At 36.1% G+C, this 13,316-nt stretch carries 12 protein-coding genes; 9 read left to right on the top strand and 3 right to left on the bottom strand.

Features of this window, described 5'->3' with window-relative positions; genetic code table 11:
- Window positions 1-210 precede the first annotated feature (210 nt).
- Window positions 211-1,473, top strand: coding sequence for a hypothetical protein (locus tag BLR86_RS21785; RefSeq protein WP_090766675.1), 1,263 nt, complete (start codon window positions 211-213; stop codon window positions 1,471-1,473).
- 13 nt (window positions 1,474-1,486) lie between these two features.
- Window positions 1,487-1,648, top strand: a complete 162-nt coding sequence (locus BLR86_RS26285; RefSeq protein WP_175493010.1) for a hypothetical protein — start codon at window positions 1,487-1,489, stop codon at window positions 1,646-1,648.
- 7 nt (window positions 1,649-1,655) lie between these two features.
- Here BLR86_RS26285 and BLR86_RS26280 read toward each other — a convergent pair whose 3' ends face one another.
- Window positions 1,656-1,805, bottom strand: a complete 150-nt coding sequence (locus BLR86_RS26280; RefSeq protein ID WP_175493009.1) for a hypothetical protein — start codon at window positions 1,803-1,805, stop codon at window positions 1,656-1,658.
- A 505-nt stretch (window positions 1,806-2,310) separates the two neighbouring features.
- On the opposite strand from BLR86_RS26280, the gene BLR86_RS21780 reads away from it, so the two are divergent.
- On the top strand, window positions 2,311-7,083 hold the full coding sequence (locus BLR86_RS21780) for an AAA domain-containing protein (RefSeq protein ID WP_090766672.1): 4,773 nt from the start codon (window positions 2,311-2,313) through the stop codon (window positions 7,081-7,083).
- 164 nt (window positions 7,084-7,247) lie between these two features.
- Here BLR86_RS21780 and BLR86_RS21775 read toward each other — a convergent pair whose 3' ends face one another.
- On the bottom strand, window positions 7,248-7,808 hold the full coding sequence (locus BLR86_RS21775; protein WP_090766670.1) for an NADPH-dependent FMN reductase: 561 nt from the start codon (window positions 7,806-7,808) through the stop codon (window positions 7,248-7,250).
- Window positions 7,809-8,140: 332 nt separating this feature from the next.
- A complete protein-coding gene (locus BLR86_RS21770) occupies window positions 8,141-9,013 on the bottom strand; it encodes a LysM peptidoglycan-binding domain-containing protein (protein WP_090766667.1) in 873 nt (290 codons plus the stop codon).
- 173 nt (window positions 9,014-9,186) lie between these two features.
- Between BLR86_RS21770 and BLR86_RS25815 the strand changes: the two genes are divergently transcribed.
- From BLR86_RS25815 to BLR86_RS21750, 6 genes are all read left to right on the top strand, one after another.
- Window positions 9,187-9,357: a hypothetical protein gene (locus BLR86_RS25815; protein ID WP_175493008.1), complete on the top strand. Its 171-nt coding sequence runs from the start codon at window positions 9,187-9,189 to the stop codon at window positions 9,355-9,357.
- 105 nt (window positions 9,358-9,462) lie between these two features.
- Entirely contained in the window at window positions 9,463-9,630 is a 168-nt protein-coding gene (locus BLR86_RS26275) for a hypothetical protein (RefSeq protein ID WP_175493007.1), read from the top strand.
- Window positions 9,631-9,888: 258 nt separating this feature from the next.
- The gene (locus BLR86_RS21765; protein ID WP_090766852.1) at window positions 9,889-10,878 is read left to right on the top strand and encodes a DnaD domain-containing protein; all 990 of its coding nucleotides are present in this window, start codon (window positions 9,889-9,891) and stop codon (window positions 10,876-10,878) included.
- A gap of 2 nt (window positions 10,879-10,880) precedes the next feature.
- Window positions 10,881-12,137 (top strand): replicative DNA helicase, encoded by a 1,257-nt coding sequence (locus tag BLR86_RS21760; protein WP_254782418.1) that lies wholly within the window; start codon window positions 10,881-10,883, stop codon window positions 12,135-12,137.
- Between the two features lie 55 nt (window positions 12,138-12,192).
- On the top strand, window positions 12,193-12,639 hold the full coding sequence (locus BLR86_RS21755; protein WP_090766661.1) for a hypothetical protein: 447 nt from the start codon (window positions 12,193-12,195) through the stop codon (window positions 12,637-12,639).
- Between the two features lie 4 nt (window positions 12,640-12,643).
- Window positions 12,644-13,264: a thermonuclease family protein gene (locus BLR86_RS21750; RefSeq protein ID WP_090766658.1), complete on the top strand. Its 621-nt coding sequence runs from the start codon at window positions 12,644-12,646 to the stop codon at window positions 13,262-13,264.
- Window positions 13,265-13,316 lie beyond the last annotated feature (52 nt).

Below are 13,316 nucleotides of genomic sequence, written 5' to 3'. Positions count from 1 at the left end.
GGGTTTTTTATGAGTTACTTCACATTTTAAATATTTAGGCAAAATGAATAGTACTGTAACGAAGGAAAAGCAGACCGGTGGCGTAAAGTGATGATAGATTTTGGGAGGAAGTGACAATAAATGATATTTTTCAATTTAATAGAATGATTGTGAACTCTGGAAAAGATATGTATTAAAGTTTTGGGTAATAAAGAGCGGGAGAGTGAGGAAGTGTCGAACCAGCAAAATAAATTAAAGGAAGAAACGGAAAACACCATGGTAGTCGGTGGATCCAAATTACATAATGAAACACAACAAAATGAAAATGAGGAGACAGGTTCGATCAAGACAAGAGGTAAAGAAAGAAGCTTAGAGGATGAACAAAAGGCATTGTCAGTTTTGTCCAAAGTCATCGAAAAGGTTGAGGAATATGTAAATGAACTAAACCTAAAAAAACATGCAGCAAACAAACAAACTGCTAATATGGTGCTTCCAGAAAATATGTTTCGAACAATTTGGGAATGGTTACAAATGCTAGTAAAATGGAGAACGCTGTTCCTGTTATTATTTTCCATTGCACTATTTTTCTTGTTGGATACTACAATAGCTGATTTTAAGAAAAATATTATCGATGCATTTGTAAATAATTCAGTATTGGTATTATCAGTGCTTCTGTTTTTATCAATTATCGGGAATGTTGCATTAAAAACCATAATGGACATGACGGATATGAGAAACACTAAGTTTCATTATGATATGTATGTAAAACGGAGAAGTAGGGAATTTGAGGTATTTGGACCTTTTATGAAGGAATCTGCAAACAATGGGGAAGGAAAAGAGCCAGAGTTCATTATTAAGACTTTAGATGAATTAAAAGAGAATCTTGGCAAAGACACATACATTGAGAAGTTTTTAAAATGGGAAGATGAGAGAAGTCAGTATAATACGACTATTGATTATTTGAGGACTCAAGTACATGAAGTGACGGAGGATAAAAAAGATGTCATTTCTAAATTAGAAAGGAAAATTAATGACCTAGAAGAGATTTTTGGGTACCTAGAGAAAATTGTAATTTCAGAATTAAAAGAAGAATTCTCACCAAGGTTGCTCCACTTTCCATATGGATATGATGTTTATTGCCTGAAGGAAGGGGTACTTTGTAATAAAGATTCCCTCTGGAAAACTGGAATGCAGAGCAGGGATTTGAAGGTCGATGACAATACTTTACAGGAAGATCCTCGTATTAGCGTTTTACAAGATGAACAGTATCTGGCGCATAATGAGGATATGGTCACAATGAAATTTGATATTGCAGGAGAAGCTTGGGTGTTCGCTTTGTATTTAACAGGGGACAAAATTGAAATGTACAATCCTAAGTCAAATTATGGTATGATGAATTTAAATACGTTATATGGAACTCTGATGGCGTATTGTTACTATTTTAAGAGATATAAAGAGCTGAAGGAAAAAATCATAGAGGCAAATATCTCATAAGGAGGCAGATGCTATGCCTGGACAAACGACTGAATTAGTGAAAATAAGAAGACAGTATTCTTCTAAAAGCTTCCTAGATGAACTCAAAAAAGAGGAAGAAGAAAAAGACAAAAAAAGAGAAGATGAGATAAAAAAGCATTTAGCTAAACTTAATTATAGACGCTGGGGCGGGTAAATGTAATTTACTCGTCTTTTTTTAATTTTTTAATCCGTTCATTGATCTCCTTAAGACGTTTCGCATCTTTAGTATTTTCCTCCATCCGTATTTCAGCTAAAAACTTTTTCGTTGTATAGGAAGTTATTTGAGGTCTTTGGTTATTAACATGTGTCATTTGATATCCTCCTCATAATTGAATTGTTAATATAAGCTATGTTTAACTTTCAAATGATATGAAATAAATAATTAAATGATAAGTAGAATCATTTCATCAATAGTGTAGCCAGAAAAATATAAAAGCAACCCTTCAGGAAAGGTAATCCGTTTAATTTGGAGTACCCACAGGTATAAAAACGCAGCTAAGCAGAGTATCTTTTTCAATCTAATTTTCGTCTCATTAAGTTTTGCCTCAGAAAAATCGCTTTATTTTTTATATCTACTCTCCCCTAAAATTAATATGATTATATCCACTTTATTTATTTTAGAAACCACAAGAACCATCCCTTTGGCCCCAGCTTGCACTCTCAATAAAAAAGCCATTAGAACCGTCTCCTTGGTCTCAAAAGGTCAATTAATACCGATTTGTAGGATGCTGCCTTTCTATTTGATTTCCATACTCATAATACCCATATTCTGTTAATATAATAATAGGAACGATTGACTAGGTTAGGTGGGATATCATGGCTGTTGATACGTCTAAAGTATCGAGGATTTTTGAATATTTGCTTGCTGTAAAAAATTTGAATGAGAAAATTTATCGCAATGTCAATGAGTATGAGAAGGTTTTCTGGCAAAAGGATATTCCCCATGTCGATGGTTTTTTTGTTGGGGGAAAGGGTACAAATGATGATGCCTGGTTCGAAGTCCATAAGCAAGAGATTCCCTCTGCCCCACCGGTTCCACCTAAACTGAAAAATTGGATTGTTAAGTATGATGATCCTGACATAACTCCCATAACACATCCACTTTTAGTTACCAGAATTGATGTTGATGGAAATGAAATCGTTGAGTATTTTGAAGATGATTACAAACGAGTGAACCTATATCGTAGTTGGTTGAATCACGAATGGACAGTATGGGCGGGGATAGCATCCCAGAAACGGAAAATCCAGCAACTTTATACAGAGTTATTTACCTTATTCCAACGTTTTCAACGAGAAGGTGAGGAATTAGAACTTGCCTGCGGACATGGTCTTTTACAATGGGATATTGATGGTAAGCAAATCTCCCAGCATGTATTGGTTACGAAATTAGAGATAATTTTTGATGCGAAAAAGGGGATATTCCACCTCGTTCCAACCAGTAAAGGGACTGCCATGGAAACAGATATGTTATTACATATTGATTTTCCAAATGCAACTCGGTTTATGCAGATGGAGAGTCAGATTCTGAACCTGGATTTTTCGCCAAATGAAACGAATCAGATTAGGACTTTTATGATGGAAATTGTTCAAACCATTAGTCCTTCAGGGTCATTAATTACAGATAAAAAGGATAGTAGTAAGAATGTAAAAACTCCTATTATATCATTTAGTCCAGCTCTCTTTTTAAGAAACACCGGAGGCAGGTTATGGCAGCAGGAGTTAACGAATGCGATTGAAAAAATTAAAGAAGGCTTTCCAGTTCCAGAAACAATAAAAAAACTGATTACCACGAAAAATACCACTGATATTGATTCCCAAGCCATCTCAAAGGAGTGGGAAGCTATTGGTGAAAATTTGCTTTTTCCGTTGGAGACTAATAAAGAGCAGCAATTGATCGCCCAGAAATTAGCAACGAATAGTGCAGTAGTTATTCAAGGGCCACCCGGAACCGGGAAGAGCCATACGATTGCCAATTTAATTAGTCATTTACTCGCTCACGGTAAAAGGGTTCTAGTTACAAGCGAAAAAGAACGAGCACTAAAGGTCTTGAAAAACAAGATACCAGAAGAAATTCGCCCTCTCTGTGTAAGTGTATTAGGAGGCGATTCAAAATCTGTAAAAGAAATTGAAGAGTCCATCCGTGTTATTGCTGAAAATATTGACACAAAACAACCAGAACTATTGCAAGAGAATATTGATAGATTAACCACTGATTTAAAAACTACAAAAAATAGTATTGCACGAATCGATAAGCTAATCAATGAAGCAGCAGCAAGGGAAAATACAGCCAGAAAGTTTGGCGATTTACAATTAACTCCATTAGAAGCAGCCAAATGGCTTAACGAGCATAAAGCGTACTCCTGGTTGCCCGATAAAATTAAACCGGATAAAGAGTTTCCACTTTCAGATGAAGAATTAACAAGATTTTTTGAACTATTAGGTATTTTAACTAAAGCTGACTTAGAGGCTCTTTCCTTAAAACGTCCCAATTTAACTCTTTTACCGCAACCACAGGTTCTTTCAGAGAAAATTGATGAGATTCAAAAGTTAGAAGGCTATGTCAATCAAACAGAGAAGCATATTGTAGGTTGGAAACTTGATGATTATTTAAATCTTAATTATGAAAAGTGGATTAAAAAAACCATCAATACAATTGAGAATTTAAAGCAGCTTCAAAATCCAAAATGGTTATTTACAATAATAAAGGATTGTGTACGTGATAACGGCCAAACAACCTATTGGAATCAATTTATCGATGAAGTAGAAAATAAGTTAACCGATATTCAAGCACTTGAAAATGAACTAATTGAGCATAAAATCGTTCTAACTAACAAGAGAATCCTTCCTGATATAAAGGAAGACCTATTACTTCTAAAAGAAAAGCTAACTACAAACCCGAAAATTGGCTGGATGTATAAAAACATATCCGGTAGAAAAATAAGATATCTCTTTGACGAGATTAAGGTGGATAATTTTCCCCTAAGAAAACTTGAAGATGTTGATCTTGTAATTAAACAAATTGAGTTAATCACAAGGAAACAAATGTTATCTATAAAATGGAACAAAGTTTTGGATGAAATTGGAGGAACCATAATGGAAGAAAGTCAAAAGCGATTCGTTCTCATAATTAAAGATAAATGCAGTTCCATCCGCAAGGCTGCCAATTTTGTTAAAAATACAGAACAGGACTTTCAGGATTTGCTACCACTAATCGGGAAACAAGAAAACCCAGCATTCTATGATGAACAATGGTTGAATGATCTACACAATGGTCTTCTAGCGTTTAACTACAAAAAATTGCTAAATGAAGCCGAAGAGTATTTTGATTTACTTCGTACTTATGTAAACGATGGAATAGACCAATCTTCTTCGTATCCCATTTGGAATCAATTATCTGCAGCACTCCAAAAACGGGATAAATCACTTTGGGAAACAAGTATAGGAGAACTTGCAAGGATTGAAAGTTTGGTAGAAGATTATGAACAATTTTTGAAATTAAAAGAATCATTGAATAAAGTAACGCCTAATTGGACGATAGCGTTATTGGAAAAAGGCGGGCAAGGAATGCCGTTAATGCCACCAATTGATTTAGCTCATGCATGGTTCTGGAGACAGGTAGATAGTTGGATAGGAGAAATACACGCAAAAACCAAAATAGAAATGCTAGAAAGTCAGCGGAAAATGGCCAAGCATAAAGAACAAAAGATCATAAAGGAACTGATTGCGGAGTCCACCTGGAAGGAACAAATCTCGCGGACATCCAGAAAGCAAAAGATGAGTCTGATTGCCTGGTTAAAAGTATTCCAGCGTGCTAAAGGCCAGAGCAGATATTCAATCAAATACCGGAAGGATGCAAGCAGGGAAATGAAAGTTGCTAAGGATGCCATCCCCGTTTGGATTATGCCAATTCACCGAGTAATTGAGAATTTCGATTTAACCGAAGATTTATTTGACGTAATCATTATTGATGAAAGTAGTCAAAGTAATTTATTTTCACTAACTGCCCTTTTACGGGCTAAAAAGGCAATTGTTGTTGGAGATGAAAATCAAATAAGTCCTGAGAATGCATTTACTGATATAAGTGATATCCATGAATTAATTGAAAGATTTCTCTATGATGTTCCAAATCCTATGCAATTTGATATTCGCACTAGTTTATATGACACAGCAAACAGGGTTTTTGAAAGTAAAATAGTCTTGAAGGAGCACTTTCGGTGTGTTCCAGAAATCATAAAGTTTAGTGATAACCTTATGTATAATGGAAAGATTGACCCGTTAAGACTACCCTTAATCAAGGATTTGATTACTCCACCTGTAATTTCTATAAGGGTAAAAGGTGGTTCTCGTTTAATGAATACATCTAAAGTAATAAACATGCCCGAGGCAATGGCAATTGCTGACTATACTTCAAATTGCATAAATGATCCAAGATATAAGGACAAGACAATTGGGGTAATTACGTTACTAGGAAATGACCAACCAAGAATTTTAGAAACATTAATCCGTGAAAAAATCGGTGAAGAAGAAATGGTAAAAAGAAATATAGTAGTCGGAGATGCCTATGCCTTTCAGGGCGACGAACGTGATATCATTTTACTTTCATTGGTTATTGCACCAAATGTTCGCTACGCCTCACTTAGTAAAAAAGATGCAATGCAAAGGTTTAACGTAGCAGCCAGCCGGGCCAGAGACCAAATGATATTATTTCACTCTGTCGATTTGAATGACTTAAATCCAAATGATGTTCGTCATAAACTATTACTACACTGCAGCAACTATAAAGAGAAAAAGGTACAACCTGCTATAAATGAAAGCGAGTTCAATTCAGGTTTTGAAAAAGATATTTTTACGCATATCACTAAAAAGGGATATCATGTCGTTCCACAAGTTAAAGTAGGCAGCATAGGAAAACCGATTGATATGGTAATAGAAGGCGAACGTACACGGCTAGCCATCGAATGTGACGGTGATGTTGAATGGCAGGGTGTAGATAAATGGGAAGCAGAAATTGATCGCCAGCGTGTTCTAGAAAGAGTCGGTTGGACATTTTTGCGAATACGCGGCAGTGTGTTTTATTCAAATCCTGAAATAGCTATGAAACCATTATGGGCAAAGCTAAACGAAATTGGAATTTTTCCATTTACCCATCAAGAAGAAACTATGACGCAAGATTTTTCTGAAAAAATCATTATAGAAAAAAGCACCCTGAAAAAATCACATAAAGGAGAGGTAAAAGTTAAAGTGCCTTCTAAAGGGGAAAGGGCAATTAAAATACCTGCAAATTATGAAAAAAACAGTTCGGAACAAACAATGCTTTTTTCACCTGAATTAGAAGGATACAACAAACAAGTGGATTTAATGGATTTGTTAGAAGAAGAGCCTGAAAGTCTTTATGATTATTTTATCTCAAAAAAGTATGAGGTGATTGATAAGAGACCTAACCGAGGAAACCTTTGGGTCGTTGGTGGTATAGAAATAGAATCGGAAATGAACAAGCTAAAAGAAAAGGGGATTACCTTTAAGTTCACAAATAAAGGCAGCCGTGCAACTGGGAATAAACCTGCTTGGTATACGAAGAATCAAGGGTGAAGAAGGGGCTTTCTCGATGTGACCATGAGAACCGTCCCCAAGGTATTTCGCCACGATCCTATTTTGTTATTCAGCTAACTGGCAGTTTAATATAAAGAACCGTACAATCATATGGAAATGCATGTATACGGTTCTTTATTCTGCTTTATAAAATAATTTTTGTATTAATTTCTAACGGTTTTTAATGCAGTTGACCATGTCACAACATCGTCTAGGACTTTGTTTAGTGAATCTTCATGGTACGGCGCGGGGGTAAATACGCGCATATCTTGGAAATCAGTAAACAAACTCATTGCAACACTTGGTCCAACTACAGCTACTTTTGGAACACTTAGAATCAAACGTAAGTCATTTGTTGCTGTCACACCTAGAGTAGAACCATAACTTACTACACCAGCTACTTTGTTGTTCCACTCAACATATAAATAATCTATCGCATCTTTTAATCCAGAAGTAACACCTTTGTTGTATTCAGGTGTAACAAAGATGAACCCATCAAGTTCATTAATTTTTTTGGACCATGCATGTGCTTCAGGCGCTGTGTAATCTTGAGACATAATTGCAGGTATAGGCTCATTGAATCTTGGTAAATTATAATCTTTAATATCTACTAATTCATATTCTGCATCTCCACGTTTATCAGCGATTAATTTTACCCATTCTGCTACTTGAATATTTACTCGAGAGTCACGAGTGCTTCCTGTAAGAATACCGATTTTAATCATTTTTAATTCCTCCTATTATTTTGCTGCTTTCTAGTAAAGCCATATTTATTTTCCTTATAATTGTATTTTAAAAGATAACAAAAGAAAGCAAAACCAATAGTTCCATCAATGTGTTGGATATCCAACGCATTGATAGAATCGTTAAAAAAGTAGGGAAAAAAACAAAATTACTCAATTAAGAAGAGAGGACATTTTATTTCGCAAGTACTGTTAAAAAGAACCGATCATGAATATCCAGAAATACAAAAAGCAAGTGTAGAAAAATGGTCCCTTTTTCTACACTTGCTTTTTTAGGAACCTATCAGACAGCCCCTATTAAAGTCTTATTTATATTATTTCGTTTTTCGTAAATCCAAATACTGAACGGTCTTTCCATTTCGATCAATCTGAACGGTTAATTGGTTTTTATTAAAGCTATAAATGATTTGTTCACAAGTGGCACTTTCATAGCAGCTGACGATTTTAACTTCATTCGGGTTTCCATAGACATTGAGGATTTTGTTTTTCACAGTTGGGATCGAAGTTGTTTTCAAAAATTCTGGGTAGACTTGCAACTGCTCAATGGAATTATTGGCGGAATTAATGGTTACACGAACTCCGGCACCTTCATTTTTATAATAAAGAGACTTAGTATTCTTATCATCCTCTGTTTTGAGTGGTTGCCCGAATTTTTGAACAAGCAGATTGTATGATGTCCCTATTGTAAATCCATTAATATGAAGAGGCTTTTCAGTTAAAAAGAAAGCATCTTTTATACTGTTATTCTTTAACTTATTGACCATTTTCTCCGCTTTGGATTTTTCCGAAAAGGCACCTGCCTGAACGCGATAATACGTTTTACCATTTATTACTTTGTTAACAACAATCGATTCAATCCCATTCTTTTTCAAAAAAGATACTCGCTTATCGGCATTACTTTTCTTGCTAAAAGAACCTGCGACAACAACATACATGGGTTTGGTTTGCTCAAAATCTGGAATGATTACCGTTTGACCAGCAATTATCTTATTGCTTTTTAATTGGTTGTATTCCATTAAATCTTCGATGGAAATATTGTATTTCTTTGAAAGGCTATATAATGTATCACCTTTCTTTATCGTAATAGATTGCTCCTCGGCAAATGCCTTCCCATTACCGAAATAAAAAAAGGTCCCCATCAACATGGTACAGAGAACAACTTGCATGAAACGTTTTAATTTTTTCATGTTATTTAATCACCTCATTTATTTTGACGGGGTAATTACCGTTTCGATTCGACTAAATAAGCCCAATTATTGTTATAAAACAAAAACGGGCGGATTCTACTCGTTTTTTACTTTTACTGGGCATAAAAGTACAATGAATTGTACTGATATATGGGAGAACGAGAGGATAGATAATGACATTTTTAGAAAAAATTAAACCTTATTTGATAAGCGATGTTATTTTAATCCAGGAGGTAGTCCTGCATGCTCTGCATGATTATCCGCATGTCCCAGAAGCATGGACCAATGAATTACTGATAGAAGCATTAAAAAATAAAGACAAACAATCTTCGTTCTTCATCTAGGTAGATAATCAAACTATCTATCGCCACATGGAGAGCCGTTGCCTACAATATGCTAATGTGCACAGTCATTCATTGTTATTTGGAATGTATCGATGAAACATGTTGGTGCAGCAAAAGCGAACTTCTTCCGTTATTGTTCCAGCGGCTGCTACTGTGGCGGGTGCGTTATTCTTTAATGAACCGATTTGGGCAGCACAGATAGTTGGTGGAGTGGTCATTGTTCTTGGATTAGTTTGGATTGGTACGGAGAGAATAACGCCACCAGGAAAATAAAGGTCTCAAACTTTAATAGATAGTTTATTTTATAACCAAAAAACACTCTTCAAAGGTTGGATCATTCAATATTTGTGAGTGTTTTTTATTTTGGCTAATGACTAGATTATTTAATAGCTTAACAGGGTATTGACAGGTATCCTGAAATTCCATTGTCATAAAGCATTCACAATTTTATGAAATAACTATGACCTTTTCCTACTTTTTTCAATATATAGAGGATGAAAGTATTTTACAAGGAGAAGGGCAGTGGTGTTGATGGCTAAGTTTAGAAAAGTGCGTTTTGATTTTTGGGTGGATCCGATTATTTCTGAGATGACACCGGAGGACAGGTATTTTTATTTATATCTTTTAACGAATCAATGTACGACTCAAATTGGAATCTATAAGATTACCAAAAGGCAAATAGCTTTTGATATGGGCTATTCGATTGAAAGTGTTCATTCATTAATGGAACGATTTATCCAGCATCACCAGTTGATTCGCTACAATCCTGAAACGAGAGAGCTTGCGATAAAAAACTGGGGAGAAACTAACTTTGATAAAGCCGGGAAACCAATGATAGATTGTATTGTTTCTGAATTAAAAGATGTCAAAGATACCTCATTGCTTCAATTTGTTTTGGAATCAATTAAAAAACATGAATTCCGCAGCCTATATGAATCTTTTTTAAAAAAAGACAAGGAAGTAAGTGGCCGGGATGAAAATGATACATATCTAGCACCTAAATGGGAAGAAACAGACGATACGTTAACGAATCGTAATACGATACGTGGACAAGAAGAAGAAAAAGAAGAAGAAAAAGAAAAAGAAAAACAACAAGACGGTTTACAGCCAATAATAGATCGTAATCCAAATAGTAAGCATCACTTGCTAAATAACCAAAAACTTGTTGGTGTTAAAGAGATTGTTGAATTTTGGGACAACAATGGATTTGGTTTTACGAACGAGAATGCAAAAGATCAGCTGTTATCCTGGTTAGATGATTCTCGCTTTTTGCAGCCCGCAGCCGTGATCTTAAAGGCGTTGAATATCGCATGTGCCAATAACAAGCGAAGACTAAATTATGTAGTTGGGATCCTAAGGAATTGGGAAAACGAATCTTTACTGTCGGTAGAAGAAATTGATTCGTATCAAGAGAACCAAAAGTCTGGTTCAAAGTATGGGAAACAATCGGAATCGGTCTCTAGCGGAAGAGCAATTCCACGTGGATTTGACCTTGATATTACGGCAGGTGAAGACTGGTGAATATGGCGGAAAAAGCGTTTTTAGGCAGCTTGATAAAAGCAGAGTACTTACTCAAGGATACCGAGATTAAGCCTGAACAGCTGGAAAGTATACGGCACCAAGAATTAATGCGGAGAATGGTAGAGTTAACCCAGTCAGGCATGAATATTGATTTAATCTCTTTAACAACCTTGACCGATCTTGAATACTTCGGTGGAATGTCCTATCTCTCAGAACTGTTATCGTATGCCGATGTTGAGAAATTCGAAAATACGGAAAAGCTCATACTTAATCAGTGGAAGGAACGAGAAAAAAGGAACATCTTAACCTTGGCAGCTGTGAATGATTGGGAGATTACTAAAGTTATTACGCTCTTGGATAAAATTAACCTAGTAAAAATGGAGGATCATACTCCTTTAATACAGGCATTGGCAGACATATATGAGGCACCCTGGGAAGATCAAATCGAACTGAAAACTGCAACTACGGGTATCCAAAAGCTCGATGTCATAACCGGAGGCTTTCAAAGTGGAGAAGTAACCATTCTAGCTGCGAGACCCTCAATGGGGAAAACCGATGTCATGCTTCATTTTGCAAAAATGGCGGGCTGGGCCGGGTATCTGCCGCTGGTATTTTCTTTAGAAATGCCTGAAAAGCTGATTACCTCTCGACTCATTGCTTCAGTCGGGAACTTTAACCGGAGAAAAATGCGGGATCCGAAAAGAGAGCTTACGGAAGGCCAAAAGAATACCTGGTCAGATGTGCTTGGTCAACTATCGGAAACCAAGATGCAAATTTTTGATGGAGCAGGACAAACGATTGCTGAAATGAGAGCGAAAACGCGAAAGATGATGCATCAATTTCCAAACAAAAAACCGATCATTTTTATCGATTACCTAACATTAATCCGTTCAAGCGAAGTTTACGGAGGGAATTCCCATCAACAAGTAACGGAAATTTCCAAATCGCTTAAAACAATGGCGAAGGATTTTGATTGCCCGGTCGTTTGTTTGGCGCAGCTTAATCGATCTGTTGAATCAAGAGCAGATAAACGGCCAATGATGTCTGATATTCGGGAATCGGGCAGTGTGGAACAGGATGCTGATGTCATTTTGTTCTTATATCGTGAACAGTATTATAACAAGGAAACGGAAAATCCTTCATTGGAAATCATCATTTCGAAAAACCGAAATGGTCCTACTGGATCAGTCGATGTCCAGTACAACGTCCATACAGGTAAGATCGAGGACCAAAAGGAAGGCAGTCATACACGTGTATAATCTTTCATCAGCATAGACCAAATAGGATAAAAAACATAGAAAAGGGTGTTAGGACATGTTAATAAAAGAAGCTTACCTTGATAGTTTACGATATGAAGAATCTTCATTGGCACATTATATACATCATTTACTGGCAGAGAAGAAAATTTCATTGGAAGATAACATAACAAAATTAAATTTTGATCTAGCAAATCACGAGGAAGTTGCTGAAATGATTCGAAACAATGTCTTAGGTATATATAAGGTTCGAGTCTACTCACTAAAGATGAATCAGAAAGATTTCGTTTTTATCTTTGCACTCAGCGAGGAAGAGGCAATCCAGTATTATACAAAAACATTTCATAAAAGACCATGGAACTGCCATGAACATTTACTAGATTATCAGTTTTATAGAGGTAATGAGGGGATTTCGTTTTGGGACATAAGGAGGGAATGCGAGAGTTTTCCAGCAATTGCGGGATATTATACACGAGGTGATGATTGTTTGATAATAAAGGGGTGATATTATGAAAAAACGGATGGGTGGTGCAGCCGTCATTACAGCAGCTACCCTTCTAACATTCTATCCATTAACGGAACTGAAAGAACAAATGGTAAAAGAGGACAGCCTCCAAGTAATGGAGAATCCAGAAAGTGAAGGAATGAAGGGGAAGAACTTTGTCTATCCAGATGAACAAGTACCAGTAACGTTAGTCGAAACCATCGATGGCGATACGATAAAAGTATGGGTAAACGGAAAAATCGAAACAGTCCGCTATTTATTGATCGATACACCGGAGTCAAAAAGTCCAACCAAATGTGTTCAACTCTATGCTAAAGAAGCCTCAAGGAGGAATAGCGAGTTAGTTAAGAGTGGCAAGCTAACATTGGAATTAGAACAAGAAAACACAAAAGATTCCTACGGACGACTGTTAGCCTATGTGTATGTGGATGGGAAATCGGTTCAAGGAACGCTGTTAAAAGAAGGGTACGCACGAGTGGCTTATATCATGAATCCACCTTATAAATTTCTAAATCAATATAAGGAAGATGAGAGTCTAGCAAAAAGGAGCCAAGTGAATATATGGAGCCGCACGGGGTATGTAACGAATAGGGGGTTTGTTGGGTGTATTTCTTATGGTCATTGATACAGTTTGAATAAGATATCCGAAAATGCACTGGGATACATAAGTGGAAAAA

Source organism: Bacillus sp. OK048 (genome assembly GCF_900103525.1).
In the GTDB taxonomy this organism is placed as follows: Bacteria; Bacillota; Bacilli; order Bacillales; family Cytobacillaceae; genus Neobacillus.
The sequence above is the reverse complement of the archived record's forward strand: the minus strand, read 5'-3'. Positions and strand labels throughout refer to the sequence as shown.

Excerpts from the sequence above, each read along its gene's own strand:
- BLR86_RS26285 (WP_175493010.1), top strand. The coding sequence starts at position 1,487 with ATGCCTGGACAAACGACTGAATTAGTGAAAATAAGAAGACAGTATTCT.
- BLR86_RS26280 (WP_175493009.1), bottom strand. The coding sequence starts at position 1,805 with ATGACACATGTTAATAACCAAAGACCTCAAATAACTTCCTATACAACG.
- BLR86_RS21780 (WP_090766672.1), top strand. The coding sequence starts at position 2,311 with ATGGCTGTTGATACGTCTAAAGTATCGAGGATTTTTGAATATTTGCTT.
- BLR86_RS21775 (WP_090766670.1), bottom strand. The coding sequence starts at position 7,808 with ATGATTAAAATCGGTATTCTTACAGGAAGCACTCGTGACTCTCGAGTA.
- BLR86_RS21770 (WP_090766667.1), bottom strand. The coding sequence starts at position 9,013 with ATGAAAAAATTAAAACGTTTCATGCAAGTTGTTCTCTGTACCATGTTG.
- BLR86_RS25815 (WP_175493008.1), top strand. The coding sequence starts at position 9,187 with ATGACATTTTTAGAAAAAATTAAACCTTATTTGATAAGCGATGTTATT.
- BLR86_RS21765 (WP_090766852.1), top strand. The coding sequence starts at position 9,889 with ATGGCTAAGTTTAGAAAAGTGCGTTTTGATTTTTGGGTGGATCCGATT.
- BLR86_RS21760 (WP_254782418.1), top strand. The coding sequence starts at position 10,881 with ATGGCGGAAAAAGCGTTTTTAGGCAGCTTGATAAAAGCAGAGTACTTA.
- BLR86_RS21755 (WP_090766661.1), top strand. The coding sequence starts at position 12,193 with ATGTTAATAAAAGAAGCTTACCTTGATAGTTTACGATATGAAGAATCT.
- BLR86_RS21750 (WP_090766658.1), top strand. The coding sequence starts at position 12,644 with ATGAAAAAACGGATGGGTGGTGCAGCCGTCATTACAGCAGCTACCCTT.